The sequence below is a fragment of the Proteus sp. G2675 genome, from assembly GCF_963886535.1.
Classification (GTDB): Bacteria; Pseudomonadota; Gammaproteobacteria; order Enterobacterales; family Enterobacteriaceae; genus Proteus; species Proteus mirabilis.
Map to the genome: position 1 here is coordinate 152,115 of NZ_CAWPCB010000031.1, position 24,180 is coordinate 176,294.

General features: G+C 36.2%; 22 protein-coding genes and 1 pseudogene. 15 read left to right on the forward strand and 8 right to left on the reverse strand.

Annotated elements, in window-relative coordinates; all coding sequences use genetic code 11:
- Positions 1-2 precede the first annotated feature (2 nt).
- From mdtN to AACQ49_RS08780, 8 genes are all read left to right on the forward strand, one after another.
- Complete coding sequence (gene mdtN / locus AACQ49_RS08745) at positions 3-1,043, forward strand: multidrug transporter subunit MdtN (RefSeq protein ID WP_004242957.1); 1,041 nt, start codon at positions 3-5, stop codon at positions 1,041-1,043.
- Positions 1,030-2,886, forward strand: coding sequence for an FUSC family protein (locus tag AACQ49_RS08750; RefSeq protein WP_062814303.1), 1,857 nt, complete (start codon positions 1,030-1,032; stop codon positions 2,884-2,886). The genes mdtN and AACQ49_RS08750 overlap by 14 nt, the downstream gene beginning before the upstream one ends.
- Positions 2,883-4,358 carry a TolC family protein gene (locus AACQ49_RS08755; RefSeq protein ID WP_004242959.1) on the forward strand — a complete coding sequence of 492 codons (1,476 nt, stop codon included), beginning with the start codon at positions 2,883-2,885 and terminating at the stop codon, positions 4,356-4,358. The genes AACQ49_RS08750 and AACQ49_RS08755 overlap by 4 nt, the downstream gene beginning before the upstream one ends.
- Before the next feature lie 57 nt (positions 4,359-4,415).
- Positions 4,416-4,814 (forward strand): DUF6122 family protein, encoded by a 399-nt coding sequence (locus AACQ49_RS08760; RefSeq protein ID WP_004242961.1) that lies wholly within the window; start codon positions 4,416-4,418, stop codon positions 4,812-4,814.
- A 91-nt stretch (positions 4,815-4,905) separates the two neighbouring features.
- A complete protein-coding gene (gene yegD, locus AACQ49_RS08765; protein WP_161778995.1) occupies positions 4,906-6,258 on the forward strand; it encodes a molecular chaperone in 1,353 nt (450 codons plus the stop codon).
- Between the two features lie 137 nt (positions 6,259-6,395).
- The gene (locus AACQ49_RS08770; RefSeq protein ID WP_161778996.1) at positions 6,396-7,421 is read left to right on the forward strand and encodes an aminotransferase class I/II-fold pyridoxal phosphate-dependent enzyme; all 1,026 of its coding nucleotides are present in this window, start codon (positions 6,396-6,398) and stop codon (positions 7,419-7,421) included.
- 171 nt (positions 7,422-7,592) lie between these two features.
- Positions 7,593-7,856 carry a DUF3811 domain-containing protein gene (locus AACQ49_RS08775; RefSeq protein WP_161778997.1) on the forward strand — a complete coding sequence of 88 codons (264 nt, stop codon included), beginning with the start codon at positions 7,593-7,595 and terminating at the stop codon, positions 7,854-7,856.
- A 359-nt stretch (positions 7,857-8,215) separates the two neighbouring features.
- Entirely contained in the window at positions 8,216-8,815 is a 600-nt protein-coding gene (locus AACQ49_RS08780; protein ID WP_004248081.1) for a LysE family translocator, read from the forward strand.
- A 61-nt stretch (positions 8,816-8,876) separates the two neighbouring features.
- On the opposite strand, the gene xylB is transcribed toward AACQ49_RS08780, so the two are convergent.
- From xylB to AACQ49_RS08800, 4 genes are all read right to left on the reverse strand, one after another.
- Positions 8,877-10,331 carry a xylulokinase gene (gene xylB / locus AACQ49_RS08785; RefSeq protein ID WP_004248082.1) on the reverse strand — a complete coding sequence of 485 codons (1,455 nt, stop codon included), beginning with the start codon at positions 10,329-10,331 and terminating at the stop codon, positions 8,877-8,879.
- A 78-nt stretch (positions 10,332-10,409) separates the two neighbouring features.
- Complete coding sequence (gene xylA, locus AACQ49_RS08790) at positions 10,410-11,726, reverse strand: xylose isomerase (protein ID WP_161778998.1); 1,317 nt, start codon at positions 11,724-11,726, stop codon at positions 10,410-10,412.
- Between the two features lie 10 nt (positions 11,727-11,736).
- Complete coding sequence (gene nhaC / locus AACQ49_RS08795; RefSeq protein ID WP_004242972.1) at positions 11,737-13,212, reverse strand: Na+/H+ antiporter NhaC; 1,476 nt, start codon at positions 13,210-13,212, stop codon at positions 11,737-11,739.
- A 6-nt stretch (positions 13,213-13,218) separates the two neighbouring features.
- Positions 13,219-14,388 carry a MalY/PatB family protein gene (locus tag AACQ49_RS08800; RefSeq protein WP_071233724.1) on the reverse strand — a complete coding sequence of 390 codons (1,170 nt, stop codon included), beginning with the start codon at positions 14,386-14,388 and terminating at the stop codon, positions 13,219-13,221.
- 188 nt (positions 14,389-14,576) lie between these two features.
- Between AACQ49_RS08800 and AACQ49_RS08805 the strand changes: the two genes are divergently transcribed.
- Complete coding sequence (locus AACQ49_RS08805) at positions 14,577-15,746, forward strand: XylR family transcriptional regulator (RefSeq protein WP_004242974.1); 1,170 nt, start codon at positions 14,577-14,579, stop codon at positions 15,744-15,746.
- Between the two features lie 12 nt (positions 15,747-15,758).
- On the opposite strand, the gene AACQ49_RS08810 is transcribed toward AACQ49_RS08805, so the two are convergent.
- Positions 15,759-16,043: a VF530 family protein gene (locus AACQ49_RS08810; protein WP_004242975.1), complete on the reverse strand. Its 285-nt coding sequence runs from the start codon at positions 16,041-16,043 to the stop codon at positions 15,759-15,761.
- Between the two features lie 104 nt (positions 16,044-16,147).
- Positions 16,148-17,215 (reverse strand): alpha/beta hydrolase family protein, encoded by a 1,068-nt coding sequence (locus AACQ49_RS08815; protein ID WP_049198709.1) that lies wholly within the window; start codon positions 17,213-17,215, stop codon positions 16,148-16,150.
- An 81-nt stretch (positions 17,216-17,296) separates the two neighbouring features.
- On the opposite strand from AACQ49_RS08815, the gene AACQ49_RS08820 reads away from it, so the two are divergent.
- Together AACQ49_RS08820 and AACQ49_RS08825 are read left to right on the forward strand one after the other, a co-directional pair.
- On the forward strand, positions 17,297-17,707 hold the full coding sequence (locus AACQ49_RS08820; RefSeq protein WP_161747707.1) for an ArsR family transcriptional regulator: 411 nt from the start codon (positions 17,297-17,299) through the stop codon (positions 17,705-17,707).
- A 584-nt stretch (positions 17,708-18,291) separates the two neighbouring features.
- Positions 18,292-18,441 (forward strand): annotated as a pseudogene (locus tag AACQ49_RS08825) (alkene reductase); the annotation flags it as partial.
- 164 nt (positions 18,442-18,605) lie between these two features.
- Here AACQ49_RS08825 and AACQ49_RS08830 read toward each other — a convergent pair.
- Positions 18,606-19,067 (reverse strand): GNAT family N-acetyltransferase, encoded by a 462-nt coding sequence (locus AACQ49_RS08830; RefSeq protein ID WP_004248088.1) that lies wholly within the window; start codon positions 19,065-19,067, stop codon positions 18,606-18,608.
- A 684-nt stretch (positions 19,068-19,751) separates the two neighbouring features.
- On the opposite strand from AACQ49_RS08830, the gene AACQ49_RS08835 reads away from it, so the two are divergent.
- The gene (locus AACQ49_RS08835) at positions 19,752-20,411 is read left to right on the forward strand and encodes a hypothetical protein (RefSeq protein ID WP_161778999.1); all 660 of its coding nucleotides are present in this window, start codon (positions 19,752-19,754) and stop codon (positions 20,409-20,411) included.
- Between the two features lie 562 nt (positions 20,412-20,973).
- Positions 20,974-22,101, forward strand: coding sequence for a hypothetical protein (locus tag AACQ49_RS08840; protein ID WP_036972005.1), 1,128 nt, complete (start codon positions 20,974-20,976; stop codon positions 22,099-22,101).
- A gap of 122 nt (positions 22,102-22,223) precedes the next feature.
- Here the strand turns inward: AACQ49_RS08840 and AACQ49_RS08845 are convergent, their stop codons facing one another.
- The gene (locus AACQ49_RS08845) at positions 22,224-22,733 is read right to left on the reverse strand and encodes a GNAT family N-acetyltransferase (protein ID WP_161779000.1); all 510 of its coding nucleotides are present in this window, start codon (positions 22,731-22,733) and stop codon (positions 22,224-22,226) included.
- Positions 22,734-22,887: 154 nt separating this feature from the next.
- On the opposite strand from AACQ49_RS08845, the gene AACQ49_RS08850 reads away from it, so the two are divergent.
- Both AACQ49_RS08850 and osmB read left to right on the forward strand, forming a co-directional pair.
- Entirely contained in the window at positions 22,888-23,379 is a 492-nt protein-coding gene (locus tag AACQ49_RS08850) for a hypothetical protein (protein ID WP_004242988.1), read from the forward strand.
- A 258-nt stretch (positions 23,380-23,637) separates the two neighbouring features.
- Positions 23,638-23,859: an osmotically-inducible lipoprotein OsmB gene (gene osmB, locus AACQ49_RS08855; RefSeq protein WP_004248092.1), complete on the forward strand. Its 222-nt coding sequence runs from the start codon at positions 23,638-23,640 to the stop codon at positions 23,857-23,859.
- Positions 23,860-24,180 lie beyond the last annotated feature (321 nt).

The window sequence follows — 24,180 nt, forward strand, 5'->3', positions numbered from 1 at the left end:
CTATGGATAAAAAAATTAAAAAAAGCCTAGCACGCGTGATCACCATTATTGTTTTTTTGATAACGCTCATTTTATTATGGCAAAGTATTCATATATCGGCATTAAATCCTCTTAGTGAAGATGCCATCATTGATGCAAATAAAATTAATATCTCAGCCTCGGTGCCTGGACGCATTGCTGCTGTTTATGTCAAAGAAAATAGTAAAGTCAAAAAAGGCGATTTACTGTTTACACTTGATCCCACAATGTACGCACTCAGGGTAGAGCAAGCAAAAGAGCAACTACAGATTGCACAAGCGACATTAAGCAATAAGCAACGTATTATTATTGCGGAAACATCCAATTCAGAAGTGGCACAAGAGCAAATAAAACGTGCGCAGGTCAATTTATCATTAGCCACACAATCATTAAATCGATTAGAACCTCTATTAGCAAAAGGCTTTGTCACAGCACAACAAGTCGATGATGCTCGGACGTTAAAACATGATGCTGAAGTGACATTAAAACAAGCACAGAAACAGAATGTGGCATCTGAAGCACTTATTAATAATACCGATTCAGAAGAAGCATTAGTCAAGTCATTAAAAACATCGCTTGCCATGGCAGAGTGGGAGTTAAGTAATACTGAGGTAAGGGCGCCAAGTAATGGATATATCGCAGGGGTCGTTTTATCTCCCGGTGAATTTATTTTATCAGGGCAATCTGTTTTTACCTTAATTGACTCTGATACTTGGTTTGCTTCGGCCTATTTTAAAGAGACAGATTTAAATAATATAAAAATTGGTAGCTGTGTGGTGATTTACTCCATGATTGATAATCAACACCCCATTAAAGGTAAAGTTGAAGGGATTAGTCGGGGAGTCATGTCGACCGACCTGATTAATATTCCAAGAGACTTACCTTATGTACCTAAATCATTAAATTGGGTACGGGTTGAGCAGCGTTTTCCTGTCAAAGTCATTATTACTGAACCACCAGAAGCACTCATGCGCATCGGTGCCACTGCTACTGTAAATATTGTACCTAACGATGATGACTGTTAAATCTTCGCTGATAGCAAAACAAGTCAAACAAGATTTATTACCTTTTGACTATCGGTTCGCCACTACGTGGCGCATAGCGTTACTGTGTGCCTTAATGGCCGTGATCGCTATGGTTTATGAAATCCCTGAATCAGCAATCAGCTGTTATTTAATTATCTATTTGATTAAAGCGGATGCAGTACAAAATATATTACTCTCCCTTGGGGTCATTATTTTATGCTCCATTGTGGTTGGTGTGGCGTTAGTACTGTTTAATCTCACTATTCAAAATATTATTTTACGCTTCTTTTTTATGGCTTTTTTCTCAGCCATTTTTATGTATTTAGCTTCAGCAAGTAGTCTTGGTGATATAGGCAATTTAGTTGCTTTGGTGATCGCCTTTTTAATGACGCTAATTGAAGATATCCCATTTGGTGATGCTGCAACCAGAGGATTGCTTTATGCGTTATTAATGGCCGTTTCGCCGATGCTATTGGTGATTATATTCAATTATTTTTTTGGTATTAGCCCACGGAAATTACTGCTTAATAAAATTTCAACGCGCTTTATGGCAGCCCATGATTTTTTCTTAGGGAAAAAAACTAACCAGATAACGCTGAGTGAAATACTAGGAACACAAGCAGAATGCCAACGTTATTTGATGGTTATGAAAATCCTTTATCTATTAGGTAAAGAAGATATCCAATGGTTAGAAAACATGGTTGATAACTCCTATGCAATATTAGTTATGTCAATAACAATGGATGACAATACCTCAACATCGTTACGTTTTATGTTAGCGAAAAGATGTAAATATATTGCGGACTGTTTTGCCAACCACTCGTTAGATAACATTAAAGATAGTGTGCAACGTCTTCAGCCAATAAATAGAATCGCTTTATTGGCTAAATTTAATACTATTTTGCTAACAAAACGAACCACTAAACCCATTAAAAAAGCCACACCCTTTTTTGTAAGCGATGCTTTTAGTAATCCTAATCATAAATACTTCGCTATTAAAACAACTCTTGCCGCTATTTTATGTTATTTGTTTTATGATTATTTTAAATGGCAAGGTATCCATACAGCGATGATCACTTGCTATGTGGTTGCACTTACTTCAGTGGGCGAAACGGTTCATAAACTTACACTAAGAATAATAGGGTGTCTGATTGGCGCATTAATTGGCATGATCTCACTGCTTTATATTATTCCTAATATTTCTGATATTTTTCAGTTGATGGTATTGATCTTCTTCTGTCTTTTACCTGCAGCCTGGGTTGCCGCCGGTAATGAACGTATCTCTTATGCTGGCGTACAAGTAGGCTTAGCCTTTTTGCTAACGACACTACATGGCTTTAAACCGAGTTTTGATATGGATGTGGTTTCCGACCGTATTTTGGGTATTTTATTAGGCAATATTGTTATGTATGTCATTTTTACTCGAGTCTGGCCCGCGAGTATCGTCAATACAATATACAAACAGCTCGCCACGATTTTAGATGACTATACAAAGTTAAGATGCTCTGCCAATAAAAGTGAGTGTTTAGATTTAGTCGCCTCTATTAATGAGACTATTGCACAATCTAAAGATAATATTGATTTACTGCTGTTTGAGAGAAAAGATAAAGAAAGAAACAAAGTATTCACCTTGTTTTTTAAACAGTCATTAAGCAAGATTTCTTACATTAGTCGCCATAGTTATGCTGATAGGTTTATTTTTGATGATAATGGTGAGTATTCCGATACACTGCCTTTATCTCCAGATGATTTTAAGAAAAATGTCTTAACTGAAGAAATAAAAATGTTGCCCATCAATGAAAGAGAACAAGTATTTAAACAGTTAATAAGAGAAAATAGATGATGATAAAATCGGCCATTAATCATAAAAAATATATTCTATCATCGTGGTTAAGTTTATTACTTGTTGGATGTATTGATACTAGCGATTATGGGAAATACTCAGCACAACAACCGATGCCTTATAATAATACAAACTATATGGCAGCTTCTGAGCAATACCTCGCCACACCTCAGCAAGAGCAAACCACTAAAACGAGCTATGGATTGGCAGAGCTTATCGATCTTGGTCAGCAAAATAATCCTGAAACACGGATTGCTTGGTTATTAGCGAAAAAATCAGCCACCGATATTGGTATGGTAGAAAGTACTTATTTGCCGATTATTACCGCAACGGCATTGGCAGGTTATCAAAGAGGAAAAGTAGATTTACCCGCCAATCCAATTGTTGATGATATTAAAACATCAAACAGTGCTTTTATTCCAGCGTTAACCTTTAGATGGCTTATTTTTGACTTCGGCAAACGAGGAGCTTTAGCCGATGCCGCTAAACATGCTTCTTTGGCAACAAACCTTAATTTTAATCTGATGCATCAAAAAATAATTCATGATGTTTCTGTTGCCTATTTTAGTTATGGTGCGGCCCTTAAAAAAGTCACTCTTACCCAAGAGGCACTGCAAAGAAGCAAAGATATTTTATATGCCATAGAGCAAAAACGTGCGCGGGGATTAGCAACCGTATTAGATGTTGCTTTAGCCAAACAACAAGTTGCCCAAGTAGAATTACAACATGTGTTAGCTAAAGGTCATGAAAAAGATCAATATCAGTTATTACTGTCTGCAATAGGTGTCTCTCCCTTTGAAAAGATAAAAGTGAATTATGATAATGACGCGCGCTTACCTGATGATATTTCCCCATTGACTCACGATGTGATAAAAAAAGCGTTATCACAACGCCCTGATATTTTAGCTCACTATGAATTAGAGCAAGCGGCATTAAAAACGGCACGCTCTGTTGAATCTGACTATTTTCCTAAAGTGTATCTCGCCGGTGCTCTTGCTGGTGGTTCGGGGCATTTTGATGTTCAGGGGTTACCTGAAATTAGCCAACGAACTTCATCGTCGAATATTTTAATTGGCGTGAGTATTCCCTTATATGAAGGGGGCATGCGTCAGTCGCGAATGAGCAATGCTCAATCAGATATCCAATTAGCACAAGAAAATTTGCGCAAAAGCCAAGATACGGCAATCAAAGAGATCTCTCTCAGTGAGAATGCGTTAAGATCGGCCCTTGAAGCGAACAAAGCGGCTAAAAATCTCGTTGATACCGCACAATTAAGTTATACCGCCAGTGTCGATTTTTTTAACAATGGACTAGGTACAGTAACGGAGATTAATACCGCAGAAATTGCACTATTAAATGCACAACTCTCACATATAGATGCTTATACAGGCTCATTAATTGCCGCAGTAGATTTAGCCTTTGCTTTAGGGGATATTGATCAGGGCTTACCTAATATACACCTTGATAAATAGAGATAATCACCTTATAAAAAGGGCTGCCTATCAAATAATAAAGCAATAGAGACTTTTGTGATCTTTGAAATCGCCAGAACAATAATACATTATGGTTTACATTTTTTAGCGCCAATAGCACTCGCTTATCTATTTTGGGGTAAAAACTGGCGGCTTGCTGCGCTTCTTATGATGAGTACGATGGCAATAGACATTGACCATTTGTTTGCAACGCCAATCTTTGATCCCAATCGTTGCAGTGTTGGTTTTCATCCATTGCATACTCTATGGGCTGCCATTGTCTATATCGTTTTATGGTTTATTCCTTCTTGGAAATGGAAAGCCATTGCCGTTGGGTGCTTATTTCATCTATTAACCGATTCTGTTGATTGTTATTTAGGTGGTTTAAAACCTGATATGGCTATAACAATAAGCTGTAATAAACTTTATTCGCCAGAAACGCCATTCGAATATTAAAAGACAAAACACCACAATCTGGTAGTAATTACAATAAGCTTGATGTAGAGTGCTCAGTCTTTTTTTTAACGAAGTCTAGCTGGGAGGCGATATGTTTATTGGCTTTGACTATGGAACATCAAATTGTTCTGTGGCAATAATGAAAGAGGGGAAACCAACGCTATTACCTTTAGAAGGTGAGAATGTTTATATTCCATCTACTCTTTGTGCGCCAACCCGTGAATCTGTTTCCGAACATTTATTTCGCCACTTAAATATTAAACCTACCAACTCTATTGGCGAACAACTATTAAGAAAATCAATCGCGTTTAATCGTGATGAAGATATTGAATTAGTGCCTGAGGATATTGTTTTCGGTCAGGCGGCATTAAGTTTGTATCTAAAAGATCCCCGTGATGTTTATTACGTCAAATCGCCTAAATCTTTTCTTGGTGCCTCAGGCTTACATGAGATACAAATCAGCTTTTTTGAAGATTTAGTGTGCGCCATGATGGCCAATATAAAACAACAAGCGGAAAAAAGCACACAAACAACCATTACTGATGCCATGATTGGTAAACCTATTAACTTTAATGGGTTAGGGGGAGAAGCTGCTAATAAGCAAGCTGAACGTATTTTAATTAATGCAGCTAAACGAGCCGGCTTTAAACAGGTTTTATTTGAATTTGAACCGGTAGCCGCTGGTTTAGAATATGAATCCACATTAACCAAAGACCAAACAGTCTTGGTAGTTGATATTGGTGGTGGTACAACGGACTGCTCATTGATTCAAATGGGCCCTAGCTATCGGGGTAAAACCGATCGTGCCAGTACACTATTAGCGCATAGTGGACAACGTGTGGGTGGTAATGATCTTGATATCTATCTAGCTTTTAAACAGCTAATGCCTTTATTTGGCATGACAGGGCTAACTTCATCGGGCATAAAATTACCGCTAAAACAATTTTGGGATCCTATTGCCATCAATAATGTTGAAGCACAAAAAGATTTTTATTCTCAACAAAATTTAGCGACATTAAATCAACTACGTCGTGATGCCCAAGAGCCAGAAAAGATAAAACGCTTAATTGAAGTCTATAATGAAACACTAGGATATAGCATTGTCCGCAAAGCGGAAGAGGCAAAAATGGCATTATCAGATTGCCATACCTATTTAGCCAGCATCGCGTTATTAAGTGAAACATTAGAAACCAATATCACTCGCCAGCAAATGGTTGAAGCCATTGGATCCCCTAAAGATAAGATGATTGATTTGGTCAATGATGTCGTACAACAAGGGGGCGTAGTACCTGATGTGGTGTTTATGACGGGAGGCTCTGCGCGTTCACCGATTTTATGTCAAGCTATCGAGCAACAGTTACCTAATGTGCCTATTGTAAAAGGTAATGATTTCGGCTCAGTAACCGCAGGATTAGCCCGTTGGGGTGAAGTTTGTTTTAAATAGACGGTTTTAAATCGCTCTATTTTTAAATATATTAGACTCAGCATGTGGTGTTTATTTGATAATTTGTCAATTAAAGGCCATATGCTTTTCTTTTATCTATAATAGACAGACCAAACACAACATAAATAGGAGTACACGTGTACCGCTTCCAAAATGATTATAATGAAATTGCACATCCTGCGGTCATGAAGGCAATTACAGATACAGTAGGTCAACGTTATGATGGTTATGGTATGGATACCCTTTGTCATCAAGCTAAAGAATTAATCAAACAGCGAATTAAACAACCCGAAGCGCAGATCCATTTTTTTAATGGTGGCACTATCACTAATTTAACCGCTATTTCTCACTTTTTACGCCCACATCAAGCAGTAATTTCTGTCAGCACCGGGCATATTGCGACTCATGAGACGGGAGCGATTGAGGCAACAGGCCATAAAGTGATCACCACTTTTTCTGCTGATGGTAAATTGACCCCAGATTTATTGAAGCCGATCCTCGCTGAACATAACGATGAACATTGGGTGCAACCTAAACTTGTTTATATAACCAATGCCACTGAAATTGGTACGGTATATCGTAAAACCGAATTACAAGCATTACGCGAATTTTGTGATGCACATAATTTATGGTTATATCTTGATGGCGCACGTTTAGCGACAGGGTTGATGTCTGATAACAGCGATCTAACGATTGAAGATATCGCACACTTAACTGATGCTTTCTATATTGGCGGCACGAAAATTGGTGCTATGTCAGCAGAAGCATTAGTGATTTGTCATCCTGCATTAAATTCTGATTTTCGCTTTAGCTTAAAACAAAAGGGCGGATTACAGGCAAAAGGTTGGTTATTAGGGGCACAATTTGCGGCATTATTTAGTGACGATCTCTACTTTAAATTAGGTAAACATCTCAATGAGATGGCCTCACAATTAGCTGCATTCTTTACTGAGCATGGTTTTGATTTTTTAGCACCACCAGAATCTAACCAAGTGTTTGTCATTTTACCTAATGATATTGCAGAAAAGCTAACGCAGCAGTTTGTTTTTCATCGCATATTACTTGACGATCCACAGCTAAGCTGTTTGCGCCTTTGTACTTCTTGGGCAACAACACAACAAGATATTGATGATTTTAAAGTTAAATTTCTTAAACTTATTTAATCGGTCTATCTGTTAGTTTAATCCTTCACTCACTTTATGATATTACGCGTGTAATAAGCGCGTAATATCTATCTCGATCGCGTTTTACTATCAAAAAAGCAATTGATTGATTGTGAGTCGTTGAAATGATGTTATATTAAAGACTCCTTTCTCAATACAGGGTGTGATTGTATGAAAAAGCTGACTCTTCAAGAGATGACAGATGCCCAACAGATGCGCGTTAGAACCAGAATCGGTCAAGAGAGAAAGAAATTGGGGCTTGAATTAACTAACGCCGAAATGAATAAAGTGAAAGATGCTATTATTACCGAAATCTCCCTCGAAGTAGAAAAAGCCAGCAAAAAAGCCCTTTCCCAGAAGAAAAAACAGAAATTAGTCTCTAGTGATGAAACCTATAGCTGGTCTGCCCAAAACCATCGTCGCGGGTATCGTTAGCAATAGCTATTATATTAGCCCTAATATATCAATATATTTATTAGGGCTAATAGTTATATTTTCTTGAAAGGTATCAGAATAATATATTTGTAGGGCAGGTTATATCTTCTAGTAATAAGTCACCTTCAATTACCTTATTATATAATATCGTTATTTTAACTTATCATACCGTAGAAAATTCCATATAATAGAATAAAAGCTGAAACTTATCCATATGGATAGACAAATTCCTAAAATAATGAATTTCTCTAGCGCTAAGTATTACCATTCCTATAAAATTAAGCACTAGTTGGTAAATAAAAAAAGAAAAGCCAATTTAATATCTCCTTATTCATTATTTATTGATTAGAATTTTATATATGACTTTCGACATTTTTTTATCATTAGCCATATTTTCATTTGTTACTTCAATTACACCAGGCCCGAATAATATTATGCTTCTAGCATCAGGTATTAACTTTGGCTTAAAGCGTACAATGCCTCATGCTATCGGTGTGTCTCTCGGTTTTTTTGTGATGTTATTGGCTGTGGGGATAGGCATAGGAGCACTTATTAAATCATCGCCCATTATTTACAATATATTAAAATATCTCGGAGCGCTGTATTTATTGTGGTTAGCTTGGAAAACGGCAATTAGTCATTCTGTTGAGCAAAATAGTAATAAACAAGGCTCACCGTTAACCTTGTTAGAGGCTGCATTATTTCAATGGATTAATCCTAAATCATGGATGATGGCGATTTCAGGGATAACATTATATACCTCACCACAATATCCTTATATTTCAATGTTGTTAGTTGCTATTATTTTCACATTAATTAATTTTCCTTGTGTTGCTATATGGGCCACTTTTGGTCATAGCTTACGAGAGCGATTAAAAAATCCCAAAATATTAAAACTATTTAATTTTATTATGGGTGGTTTATTAGCATTAAGTGCTATTTCTGTATTATTCCAATAAATAGAAAAGGGCAAGTATCATCTCGCCCTTTGTATAATCCTGATGTTAACGCAATATTGTTTTATATTTTCATTGTTTCAATAAGTGTGTAGAGCTTTTTAAAGGCATTATATTTATCTTGATATGCCTTATGTTTTTCTAAATTGGGAACATGACGTGTTTCAAGTTTTGGCTGAGAAAGAATAATTTGTGATAAATGAGCCGGATTTATCGCTAATTGCGCCAGTCTAGCAGCTCCCAGTGCAGGACCAACATCACCACCTTGACGATAATCCAAGGTTTTTCCTGTAATATCAGCTAGTAATTGTCGCCAATATTCACTTCTTGCCCCTCCACCAATTAACGTTATATTGTCTGCATGTTGTCCAGCCTTATCCGCTACTTCAATTCCTTGCCTCAACGCAAAACTAACACCTTCTAACACCGCTCGACATAAATCCGCACGCTGATGTTGGTGAGTTAACCCCCAAAATACGCCTTTGGCATCCGCATTGTTATAAGGTGTCCGTTCACCAGAAAGATAAGGCAAAAAGAGTAGGGAACTATCAGAATGTGCATGCTGTTCTATTTCTTTAAACATTGCACCAACATCACTGATCCCCGTTAATTGGCATACCCAATCTAGACAAGAAGCCGCACTTAATATTACCGACATTAAGTGCCAAGTTTGTGGCAATGCATGGCAAAAACTATGTACCGCATTGTCACTGTTTTGGAGAAACTTTTCACTGACAACAAAATAGACACCGGATGTGCCCAAAGAGAGCATTCCTTGACCCGGTTGATATACTCCTACACCAATTGCACCCGCTGCATTATCACCACCGCCCGCTATAATCGGTACTTGTTTCATTTGCCATTTTTTAGCAATTTCTGGCAGTAAGTAACCCGTTATCTGGTTACCTTCAAATAGTGTCGGCATTTGACATCGAGAAAGCCCCGTTGCCGCTAATAATTCATCACTCCAATCGCGTTTTTGCATATCCAACCACAGTGTACCCGCCGCATCCGACATATCACTGGCAAAATTACCACTCATTTTCCAACGTAGAAAATCTTTTGGTAATAGCACATGAGCAATCTGACAAAAGATCTCCGCTTCGTTTTCTGCGACCCATTGCAATTTAGGCGCTGTAAACCCAGGCATAACTAAATTGCCCGTAATTTCTTTAAATTGAGGGTACTGCTTTGCCAGTCGTAAACATTGTTTCACACTGCGACCATCGTTCCATAAAATAGCAGGGCGTAATATATTTTGCTGCGCATCAAGTAATACCGCGCCATGCATTTGACCACTGAGACCAATGGCTTGGATCTGTTCCATAGGTTGAGTACGACTCAGTTGTTTTATCGCTTCATCAGTTGCCTGCCACCATGCTTGTGGATCTTGCTCTGACCATTGAGGATGAGGGCGTGAGAGGGTTAAAGGTATAGAATGACTGGCAACGACATCACCTTGCTCATTCATGATGATCGCTTTAACACTTGATGTGCCTAAGTCTAGCCCTAAATACATGACGTTTTACCCCATGATCTTATGTTAATTAAATCAATAAACACAGCGCTACTCTGCTGTGTTTATCTTTTTATACCCTTAACCAAAAATATAACGATTCACTAAACTCTCTAGCATCTCTTGACGCCCGCTTTGTAAGCGGGGCGCTAAGGTATTGCTTTGTGCATATTTTGCCACTTCTTCAAGACTTAATTTGCCTTGTAGGATATTTTGGCCAAGTTCAGCACTCCATCCCGCATAACGTTGAGCAATAAATTTATCAAGTCCACCGTCTTGGATCATTCTTGCTGCAATACGTAATGCCATTGCCATGGTGTCCATTCCGGATATATGCCCATAGAAAAGATCGTATTTATCATTACTTTGACGACGTACTTTGGCATCAAAGTTTAATCCACCAGTCGTAAAACCACCGGATTTGAGAATTTCATACATAACTAATGCATTTTCTTCTACACTATTGGGGAATTGGTCTGTGTCCCAACCTAATTGTGGATCACCTCGGTTAGCATCGACTGAGCCTAAAATACCTAATGCAATAGCTGTGGCGATTTCATGATGGAAACTGTGACCCGCTAAAGTTGCATGGTTAGCTTCTATGTTCACTTTAACTTCTTTTTCTAAACCAAATTGTTTTAAGAAACCATAAACTGTCGCAGTATCATAATCATATTGATGCTTAGTTGGCTCTTGTGGCTTCGGCTCGATGAGCAGTGTACCTTGGAATCCAATTTTATGTTTATGCTCAACAACCATCTGCATAAAACGACCAATTTGTTCCCGCTCTTGGCGTAAATCTGTATTTAATAATGTTTCGTAACCTTCGCGGCCTCCCCATAACACATAATTTTCGCCTCCCAGCATTTTTGTTGCTTTCATCGCTTCACAAACTTGAGTTGCCGCCCAAGCAAATACTTCTGGATCAGGATTTGTTGCAGCACCAGCTCCGTAACGAGGATGAGTAAAACAATTTGCAGTTCCCCATAATAATTTAACGCCCGTTTCTTGCTGTTTTTGCGCTAATACCTCAGTTATTGCTGCCATATTGGTGATATATTCATTAATGCTATTTCCTTCAGAGATAACATCAACATCATGAAAACAGTAAAAAGGTACATTGAGTTTATGGAAAAATTCAAAAGCAACATCCGCTTTACGCTTTGCTTGTTCTAGTGCTTCTCCCGGTGTCTGCCAAGGTCTATCAAACGTACCAATACCAAACATATCCGAACCATTCCAGCAGAAGTTATGCCAATAGCAGGCAGCAAATCGCAGATGATCTTCCATTCTTTTCCCTAAAATAATTTCATCTGGATTATAGTAGCGAAAAGCGAGAGGGTTATCGCTGGTGGTACCTTCATATTGAATTTGTTCAATTTTATCAAAGTAAGACATGGAACCGTCCTTATTTAGTATCAAGTTGTAATTCTGAATGTGATCCAAGCTCAGCAGTCATTTCTTCCTGCTCTTCTGGTGTTAATTTAGCAATGCCAAAACCGGTGAAACCCCATAACATGGCAAAGAAGATGCCACTCCAGCACAATACAGCCCAAGGTAAATAACTTAGGGTTGCAACACCTAATGTGCCCGCCATATAAGCGCCGGCAGCAGTCCAAGGTAAGATAGGCTCAAAAATAGTGGCGGAATCTTCAACGGTACGAGCAAGGTTTTTAGGGTGTAAACCGCGTTCAATATACGCACCACGTAACATTTCGATAGGAATAAGAATAGAGATTTGTCCATTGCAAGTAACACCAATCATGGTCAGTCCACAAGCAATAGTCGCTAAGATCATCGATCCCGTTGAATGCACCATTTTTAGCAGTGCATGAACTATCACTTCTAATGCACCGCTTAAAGATAGAGTTCCCGCAAAGGAGAGTGCGCAGAAACAGATAAGTAGGGTGCTCATCATGGAGTTCATACCACCACGATTTAATAAATTACCTAATAATTCAGGTACTTCTTTACCTTGGATCATGGAGACATTAAAGCCATCAACGGCACTTTTTACGATATCATGTAAGCCAAATCCTTGAATAAGATAAGCATTCAACATCGCAATAGCGGCAGAGGCCAGCATAACTGGAATAGTCGGTTTTTTCGTGACCGAACCATATAAAATGACTAATACAGGAATAAGCAGGATCAAGTTGAAGTGATAAATATTCTCCAACCCATTGGTAATTAAGGTGACTTTTTCAGGCACTCCTTGTCCTGCTAAATCGCCATTCATACCATAAACAGTCATGATAATCGCTGTGAGGATCAAGGAAGGTAATGTGGTATAAAGCAGGTGACAGATATGTTGATAAAGATCTATTCTGGCCGCCATTGCAGCGAGGTTAGTATCCCCTGATAGCGGTGAGAGTTTGTCACCAAAGTAAGCACCAGCAACAACGGCACCCGCAGTTGCTGCAAGATTAGCCTCCATACCGACAGCAACGCCCATAAAAGCGACGCCAATAGTGCCCGCCGAGCCCCATGAAGTGCCAGTACAAACTGATACTAATGATGTCACTAGCAGTGCCGTAACATATAGCATTTCAGGACTGATCATCTTTAATCCATAGTAGATCATCAGTGGAATGGTTCCTCCCACCATCCATGTCCCAATTAATAAACCAACGCTAATTAAGATCAGCAAAGCCGGCATCGTTTTGGCGATTTTTTGTGAGATAGCCGTTAAGATTTCGTCGTAACGATAGCCTAATCGTTTAACTAATAATGCCGCGACGACGGTTGATAACACCATTAGTGGTTCGGGAGGTAAATCAAAAGCGGCGTAACCTCCGCCTAATAGCACCACCATTGTAAATATAGGAAACAGTGACTCGAGAAGTGTAGGGGTTCTCGGATTATTTATCGTTTGCGTTTTCATTGTAATTTATTCCAAACTGGCGTGAGGTGAGGTACGAATAAGCCGAGTAAAAACGGTTTCTAATATTGAACGAGGTGTAGCAATATTAATGCGGAAAAAACCATCCCCAGCCGCACCAAAACCGCTTCCCCAACTCATTTCTACTTCGGCTAATGAAACAAACCAATGCTTTAATTGTTGTTCGGTTAACTGCATTTTTTGATAATTGATCCATAGCATGTAGGTGCCATGGCTTTGAGTGACAACCCAATCAGGAAAATAACGTGCACATTGCTCTTTTACCCACAGTCTGTTTTCAGCAAGGTAATGTTTAAGCTCCTTGATCCATTGTTGACCTTGTAAGGTATAAGCTTGTAAGAAAGCAGGGACAGAGAAGTAACCAGGATTATGAATACCTGCGGCAATTAAGCATTGTTTAAATTTCTCACGATATTCTGGATTAGCAATCACAATATTGGCTATTTCAAGCCCCGCTAAATTGAAGGTTTTAGCCGGTGATGTGCAAATAAAAGAGTGTTGCTCTACATAGCTACTTAAAGTTGATATAGGTCGATAAATGGCATTATCAAAAACAAAATCAGCATGAACGTCATCAGAAATAATAAAAACTTTATATTTTTCAGCAAGTTTAGCAATTTTTAATAAATCAGCTTGTTGCCATACTGTTCCGGTTGGATTATGGGGAGAGAGCAATATAAAACAGACAGATTGTTTAAATTTATCTTCTAAATCGTCAAAATCTATTTCATAGCACCCATTATGATAAATTAATGGGCTTTCTAGTAGCTGGCGATGATTTACACAAACTGTATTGCTAATAGGATGATAAGCAGGTGACAAGGTTGTCACTTTATCGCCAATTTGAGTAAAATTTTGAATATAGAGAGAGACGGCTTGGATAATGCGAGGGCAAAACACCACAGATTCAGGTGTAACATGCCAAGCATATTGAGATTTAAACCAATTTACCGCAACATTATTCCAATCAGAGCTAAGATCGGTATAGCCATAAATACCGGCTAAATTAAACTGACTGAGTTTATTAATAATAAAATCTGGTGCAGAAATATCCATATCGGCAACCGATAATGGAATAACATTGGCGTTACTGTTGCACCATTTAGCACTGTAGGTATTTTGCCTAGAAATTAATTTATTAAAGTTATTCTGATTCATGAAAATCCCCTCGGCAATGTGGTTTAACAACAAAATACTCGTTGTACTTACTCTTGGTTATTCCTATTTTTTACTTTGCTATTACGAAATCTGACTTGTGTGATAGTAATCACATAGCCACGAAGGAGAATGCTGGCAAATACAAAGCTGTGGTTTAATGGCCAACATGGAAGAGTGGGTGATCTAATATGAAAAAAGATAAATACTTTCGTATCGTGCTGTTATTCAACGCTAATAAAGTCTATGACCGACAAGTTGTTGAAGGGGTAGGTGAATACTTGCAGGCGTCACAGTGCCATTGGGATGTATTTATTGAAGAAGATTTCCGCACCCGTCTTGATAATATTAATCATTGGGTTTGTGACGGCATTATTGCAGACTTTGACGATCCCATTATTACTCAACATTTAAGCCAATCACCCTTATCTGTTATTGGTGTCGGTGGCTCTTATCATCAAGCAAAAGATTATCCTTCTGTGCCGTATATTGCTACTGATAATTACCAATTGATTCATCAAGCTTTTTTACATTTAAAGCAAAAAGGGCTTAAACATTTTGCTTTTTATGGATTACCGGCAAAAAACTACCCGCATTGGTCTAATGAGAGAGAATATGCATTCCGGCAATTAGTTACTCGCGAAAAATACCCTGGCATCATTTATAACGGTATGGATATCACACAAGAGAATTGGCAACATGCACAGAATCGTTTATCTGACTGGATACAAACGTTGCCACCACAAACTGGCATTATTGCCGTCACCGATGCCAGAGCGCGTCATTTACTACAAGTCTGTGATAACTTAAATATTAATGTGCCTGAAGAAATCAGTATTATAGGCATTGATGATGAAGATATGACACGTTATTTATCACGTATAGCGTTATCTTCTGTAGTACAAGGTTCACGACAAATGGGATATTTAGCCGCGAAGCTTCTGCATCAAATATTAGAAGGGCATCCAACCGAACAACTACCAAGAATATTAGTTCCTCCAGTAAAAATCATTGAACGTCGCTCAACAGACTTTCATTCATTTAGTGATCCTACCGTTGTACAAGCAATGCACTATATTTATTACAATGCTTGTAAAGGAATAAAAACTGAGCAAGTGTTAGACGCTGTAAATATGTCGCGTTCTAATTTAGAACAGCGTTTTAAGAAAGAAGTAGGGAAGACTATCCATGCCGTGATTTATGAAGAGAAGCTGAAAAGGGCGAAAAACTTATTAGCCACAACAACATTATCAATACAAGAGATTTCTTTGATGTGTGGCTATCCGTCGTTACAATATTTTTACTCTATTTTTAAAAAAGAGTTTGGCATGACACCAAAGGATTTTAGAGATGAGAATTGATAAAAATAACAATTATTTTTTATAGCGACTATTTGCCCAAGGATCACTTTCAGAATAATTGATTGTATCATCAAGGTTTTCTTCAACAAGATTTAGATATAGTGCTTCTACCTCAGAGCGCGCCCAAGGGGTTCTGCGCAAAAATTTCAAACTCGACTTTACACTTGGCTCGTTTCTAAAACAGTTAATTTTGATTAGTTGGCTTAATTTAACCCAACCATATTTAGCCACTAACGCATTAACTTGCATTTCAAGCGTGATACCGTGTAGTGGATCTTTAGAACGAGCTTCTGTCATAGTTTACTCAAATAGGTTGATAATAAAGCGTAGCAGAGTACAAGAAAGTAACGCAAGAGACAACCAAAGTATAAAGCCATCTATATTGTTATTATGGTTAAAAATCATAAATTACAATCCATATTATAGGGAGAGAAATCCGGATTTTTATTTTTTATCCAATCGATAATAAGTGGTAACGAACCTTCAGTGTAAGCTTTACGGCCAGCCCACAGAAATTGTAATTGACGGTATATTGGCCAATCACTTTCTAATTGGTAATTAAATTCTGGCACACGGAGTAATCCATGACTAGCATGAGGGAAAACAACAATATCAGCTTGATGATGAGTATTTAATATTGCACGATAGCGACAAGCATTAAGCTGAGCATTAACGTTTAAGTCATTATTTCCCCATACCGCTAATATACGACCATTCATTTTTCTTAAATAACTTGATGAATCACTTAAGTAATTTTTAACAACAAAATTAAATCGATCTTCACTCATATCATTGCGACGAGTACGATCTTTTGTACCATGTAGTCCAAAAATATCATCATTTTCTTTTTGTTCTTTTGCCAGCAATTGTATAATTTCATCCGGTGTTTTTCCTTGCTGTTCATAACGCAATTTTTGATAATATTGTCCTTGTTCTCGCCAATTGACAGCACCACCAATAATCACAGAAAAAGCTGGTTGTGATTGACTAGCGGCGATAGGAATAACCCATCCTGCTTGAGAAAACCCTAAAAAACCTACTTGAACTTCGGGATAACGAAGTTGCATTAATTTTAATGCTGCTACCGCTTCTTCAGCGCGAGCTTCCATTGATTGATGTAGCCAGTTTCCTTGACTATCACCAATGCCTGCTTTATCCCACGAGAATATCGCGATATTTGCATCCAAAAATGTATTGAACAGAGGGTTGTAGCCACCATTTGAATAACGATCTTGAGGCCCATCACCATGAATAACAACGATAACCGCTGACGGAGTCTTATGTTGAGGAGTAAGAAGAGTTCCTGATAGCCTGTTTCCTTGAGATAGAAAACTTAATTCTTCTTGATCTTTGTTTTCATAGTCAAAGTCTTGAATATGGCTTGTAAAAAATAATAGGGTGGTGATAACAAGCAGTAATAGAATAAATATAGCAATTATATATTTACCTACAGCATAATGAACTTTCATTATTTTTCTCTTACATTATGTTTTTGTACATAAAAATCTGATAATACTACAGATGATATAGCAAAAGTTATTGAAAATTTGATGAGCTTCTCAACAGTTCATGTATCACAAGCAAAAATTACCACCCCAGAACATTTAAGAAAAGCACGTACATGCTATAACCATTTAGCCGGTGAAATTGCCGTTAAAATTTATCAGGTACTTTGCCAAGAAGAATGGATAACAAAAGATGGAACAGAAATAACTGAATTCGGAGATAAACGCTTTAAATTGATGGGACTTAATTTCCAAGCAAAACATTCGCGCAATATTTGTTGTCCTTGTTTAGATTGGAGTGAAAGGCGTTTTCATCTAGGTGGACAAATTGGCAGTGCATTACTTAATCATGCACAGACACAAGGTTGGATAAAACGCCACCAAGGATATAGAGAAGTGACGATTAATGAAAAGGGCAATAAAGCTTTTGCCCAATATTTTAATATAACAATATGATCTAGATGTGGAGGATATCGTGCACAGATTAGTTATTAATAAAACCTGTATAGATATCGATAGAGTAATCGAATAAAAATCTCACACAAACATGCAACTAATGGGATTAAGAATGAACCGTATATGATATAGATAGTCACTGTTATGTAGCCAAATTCACCAAGTAATGTCCCACTTCCTAAGTTAGAATTTTTGGGTAAATCGAAGTAGATATGTGTATACCATGCAAATAGAGATAAAAAATAAGGAAAAACAAAATAAAACAAACACTTATATAGTGAATTCATTTTTCCATTTAAAAAAACAAACACAGGTGTTATAACAATCAGATAGACAAGGTAGTAGTGACTTATAATATTAATATGTTCGAATAATGCAATGGTATTCGTCGCATGCGAAAATATATTAAAAAAAAGCTGATGAGCCATTTCAGCATAATAAAAAAGCACACTGATAAATATTGATATATATGGTATTAGGGAGTTCTTATTAATACGCACCTGAAATGATTCCTCGTTCTACTTCAGAATATTTTCTCCAAAGTTTGCTGATAATTAAAGTCAGTCTATATTTCTTATCTATACGTAAATGCAGTTGCATTTGGCCGCGATTTTATTGCGAATCCAGATTTAGTTGCTAGGCTTCAGCAGAACGCTGAGCTTAATCCACAACGCCCTGCAAGTTTCTACGGTGGAGGCGCAGAAGGTTATACTGACTATCCATTTCTTTTATAACAATTCGTTATTGATAAAATAATATATTAAATAAAAAATCCGATATTAATTCAATATCGGATTTTTTATTATTCAAACTACATTACACAGAAGTACAAGCATCGTTAATTTGCCTTTAGTAATTAGTGCAAGCCATCATTGGCTATGCAAACCTAACCAATTGATTATAATGTTATTTTCATTTTTGGTATAAATCGTCCAGGGATTGACTCTGAAGGTGTATTGTACATCGTTATTGCGCCCATTTTTTTATAAAAATTTTCAGCATTAGGATCTGCATCAAGTACTAGCTCTTTTACATTCATCTTTCGTGCATGTTCCACAGCTCGTTCATACAAGGTTTTACCAATCCCTTGGCCAATAAAAGAGGGGGCGACAAATAGCTTTTCTAGCTCCCCTTGTCCTGCGTTATCATTAAACTTGAGTTGAACAAAACCACAATATTTTTCATTATTTTTTGCGACCAAAATTAAAGAGTTAACAAAATCGGCTTCTTTCAATGTGAGTTCATCACGGCACATCTCAATAAAGTCAGAACTGTATCCCCAGTATTGCTTAGATTCCAGAGCGATTGTTGTAAGTTCTTTTGCTTCAGAGGCATTAGCTATATCAATACTAATCGACATATCATTAAGTTCTTGTTGGGGATCCGCGCAGAATTGAATAATTTATTCTAAAGATTATCTCAATACCTGAAGTGCAACAACAAATATAATAAGAAATGATGTGCATGCGGTGAAGATTGAAATCACATCACAAGATATTTGATAGAGGTTTGGTTGAGAATAAGTTGTTCGGCCAGTATCTGTTTTTATCTATACGTAAATGCGGTATCACTAAAACTATCAGGTTTGACTAGAAGTGAAGTTATTAGATTCTTAACACGTATCTGCTGAGTCAATAGGGCTTTGAAGCGCTAAATAATTGAAAGGATCCATCTTATGAAGTTATTGGTTATTACGTCACATTTAACATAATATACATTATACGAACCATAATAGGTAAATACGGATAGTCGCTGAAATCTCTGTTTTTGGCTGATTGATTATGTTGGTTGGAACCCAATGTTTTTTGTCTTTTTATCAGATACTACTTTAGAAAGAATTTTAATAAAGCCTTATTAGAAATATGATATCTGATGCTATTAAACACATAAGAATATGTTATATTAAATTTGACAAAGATTTTTGATGTAAATGATTAATTGGTGTGAGTGTTTTTTAATCACTTATGCAAAAACCTTGGTATTACCCTGAGACTACCCCCGTAGTACAGCACGGGGGTTTTAGTTTTCGCTATAAGATTTTTTAATGGATCCCATAGGCACAATGCAAACTATTTTTGAAATTATCAGTTTTGTTGCATCAATTGCATCTCTAATACTTGCCATTGGAGCGATTTGGTTATCAATTGTTTTTTTCAGAATGTCTGATCAAGCAGCTAAAGAAACAACCAAGTCCTCCGATAAAATTCAATCTAGTGTAGATAAATTAGAAAAATTATTTGATAAATTATATTCAGATACTTTTTCTATGATGAAAGAAACAGTTGGAGACATGAGGCAACATATTTATCACTCCCCTGAAAAAGAAAAAACACTAGAAGATAAACTAAATGAAATGAAAGAAAGTATAAAAAGAGAAGTTAAAATAACTCTTGATGAAAATATTGGTGAACTAAAAGAAAATGACATAAAAATCAATAAAATAGAGGAACGACTTGAAAGCGTAATAAATCAACAAGTTAATGTTGTTATAGAAGAAAGATATAATAATATAGCTGATGAAGTACTTATGCTTTTAAATAAAAAGCGACAATATATGGTATTTGAAATACATGAATCATTATCTAAGAAAATCAAACTAGATATGCGTGAACTAATAACAACTCTTGAAAAAATGGCTGAACTAAAGCTAATTACCTCTAATTCTATCAGAATAGATATATTCTCTATCATAAAGAGAATATAATTTTGATTCGCACAATGCACTCTATGTGTAAAGACGAACCTTCCCGATTGCGGTAAACCCCAACATCATTTTACCGCAATCGCTCAGAATCCTTTTGTAACATAGCGTCACACATTATGCGAATCTTGATGGCTAAATAGTTGACTGGCGCACAACAAGACGTGATACTGGTTCAAGTAAATAAAATCCCCTTTTCATTCGGTAACTTAGTATTTCCAACCAACCGACTTTCTTTAATTTATATGCTGATGCTACATTGCTAGCCGAGGTTTATTATAGGAAATGACGACATGCTCATAATATATAACACATCTCATATATAAGAGTGATTTTTGTATATTTCCTTGTTCGTCTTATTTCTATATTTAATACATCAGAATAGATAAAATTAAAACTCCATTATAGTTAAAGTAAATTATTCCTATAGAGATACTCGCATAAAGATAATCATATTGGAATATAAATATTTTTATGAATATTCCTTTTTTATATGCTAGGCTAATTTAATAAAAACCTTGTCTCTTAATAAGAAATAATTTTTAGTAAATTCCTAGGAACATTTATGAAAATGAAATACTCACCATTTTTTATATTACTCATGACAACAGGTACAACATTAAGCTATGCTACTGATGGTGAAATTAAAATAATGGCGGGGAAAACTGGCTATGTAGGCGAAGTTGTTCCAGTGACAAAATTAGCTGAAACCTTTCCTAAAAGTTTCACTGCCCCTTCGAGCGCTAATTATTATGCTAGGCTTGGTTTTCTGAGCCTTACCAACCAGACGGGTTATTGTGGTAGTACCGATGGGCTACAAAAAATACCTGAAATTAATGAATGGGGATTTAAACTAATAAATAAAAACTATCCTACCTCTGGCTATTTACTATTGGCGATAAATGGAAACATTGGAGGACAATATAAAACTAATAATTCAGGTATCCAAAATATAAAAGGAGTATTAACTCGATCTAAGTTGACTCGTTCAAGTTTATATAATGTAAGCAAAAATGGTTCTTTTTGCTGGGGACCTTCGGCTTATGATCAAGAAAATTTTTATGATCCTTCTTTTCGATCTTATGTCTCTATCAGTATAAATAGTTATTCAGTTTATGCATATGGCGATATAAAACCTGGTATTTTTTCATTAGAAACTAGTTTTAAGTTGTCAAGAAATACAGCTAATAGCGTCGATGATAGTACTGCTTATTTTATCCGCCCTGGAGAAATTAAAGTTACGGCCTTAAGAAGCTGTAACGTAACAAGTAGTACTGAGACTAATATTAAATTTAAAGATCAATTTACATCAACATTTACTTCACCAACATTATTAGATACTTCACCAGTAAATTCTGTTAATGTTACATGTACTCAAGGTGGAAAAAACTATATTACAATAAAAGCTTATAATAGTCTTGTTAGTGGAAATATGTCTGGAATGCTTTTAAATGGAACAAAATCAAACAATCAATCAGAAGTTTATGTTGTTGCATCATTAAAAAATTTAACAAATCAAACATGTCAAGCGAATGATACAAGTGCCATTAGATTCTTTGATGGTCACTATATACCCAATATGGATAATATAAAATCCTTTAATCAAACTTTTCTATTTGGTCTATGTGCTAATGGCAAAGTTATAGCAGATAAATATTCAGGAGCTGTCGATGTTTCATTTATCGTTGAGTAATTATTCTGATTGAGCAGAAATCAGATATTAAAACCAATATTAACTAAGTTTTTTATTAATATTTATCTAAAGGTATAAATAGTAATTTTACACCTATTTATACTATTTACACCACTTGTAAATTATACAACTTCCCCATTTAATTCTAATATATTTACATTCCAATTTTGACTACTTAATTCACACACCATACCACCGTCATATATAAATTCTTTCTTCTCATTATTCTCAATAAAACGGGTGAGATTTTTCATCGGAATATATCCAGAGGAGAGATAATAAGCATGAGAAACAGCAAATAAAATAGAAAAATTAACAGAATGCTCTTTCAGTATAGCATGAGCCCTTTTTATTAATGATGCCGCAACGCCCTTTCCTCGGTATTTGTGAGCCACCACTACACAACTCAATATACCAATGGTTTCAGGAAATGAATCTAGGTAAACATCTCGTAAATAAACAGCTACATGTCCGATAACCTGATTATCATCAATTGCCAGTACCAACTTGTAAGGTATATCAACCTGATAAAAATTACCCTTCATATCCTCAAAAGCTGAATTTTGTAAGGCTATTGCTTGTTCAAGAATTTGTTCAGTAACATCTGACCAGCTATAACATTCAATTCTCATTTAATTTTTCGCCCTCATAAAACCCTTTATTTATTAATGGCATAATGTTAAACAATATTAATTATTTATTCTATTGGTGACCTATTGTTTTTCATTTATACTCCCCTCCATTATAAACATATTTTTATAAAACACCTGTACAAATAGAGGACCAATGGAATATTTAAATACAAAAATTATTATCGGTAGTTCAATCATCGCTTTAGCAACACTGTATTTTGCTATTTATTTAATACTATATCTTATTAAATGCGTTAGGACTCAAACGCCTTTTACTTTAAGAAAAATATGGAAACAATGGTTATTGAGTAGTGTTATTGGTCTAATTGGTGCTTATATTGTACAACTTGGTGATAATCAAAGAAGAAGCGAATTTACCAAAGAAGAGGTTAGCTTTATGAATGAAAATAAAGCATATAGCCAATTTACCTCGGCAGACAAAGATCTCGCGTCAAAAATAACCCATAAATGTACTTACAATTCAGATGCTGTATTTGAACAATGTTTACCAAAAATACTGACTTGGGAAGCAAAAATTTATCAATCATATAATGCACATCGTAAAATTTCTGATAGTGAAGCGATAAAATATACAGAAGAAGAATTACGCGATAAGCATAATTACTGGATCAACAAAAAACGCTAACTACCCGTCTGATCCGTTAGATTTAATAGGCTTAGAGTCTGTAAGTTATTTTAAGCCTATTCTTAATATCTCTCATTTTGTAATACAATGCTCATTGTATTAACTAACTTAATCAGATAGTTAGTTATTATTACTTTTTTAATGCTTTTTAATACGCATTTTAGGAGTATTGCACCCTATTCTTCCCGAATATTCTGATGCCAGTACGATTATGATAGCAGTAACTTTATAATGTTCTTTATACTGGAGCTTATAAAAATGAATATCACGTTTAAGAAAATTGGAACAATGTGTGTCGCTTCTGTTCTGCTTTTTTCACTTGCGGGTTGTTCAAGCATGACAAAACGCGATCGTAATACAGCAATTGGTGCCGGTGCTGGTGCTATAGGTGGTGCAATTTTAACAGATGGTAGTCCATTAGGAACCATTGGCGGCGGTGTATTAGGTGGTGTTATTGGCCATCAAGTTGGCAAAAAATAACTATTACCGTTATTTACTATGCTAAACTGAGCTTATAAATTTTTATAAGCTCAGATTCGAGCAATGACCTATATAGTAATCATAGTTACGAGTAAATGATGGTAAGAACGGCTCTATTGAAAATTAAAAATTTGATTATTTGGCTTTATCATCAGTTTAGCGATCTGCTCCATATCGCGGTGACTTTTGTACTCTGTTATTTTTGCTTTCTTTTATCTCCCACACTTACCATTGCCGTTATAGGCGTCGTGATTATTGTTGTAACCATGTTTTTATTAAGCCTATTTGTTTTGCCCTAGCTTTTTTATGACACCTCTGTAT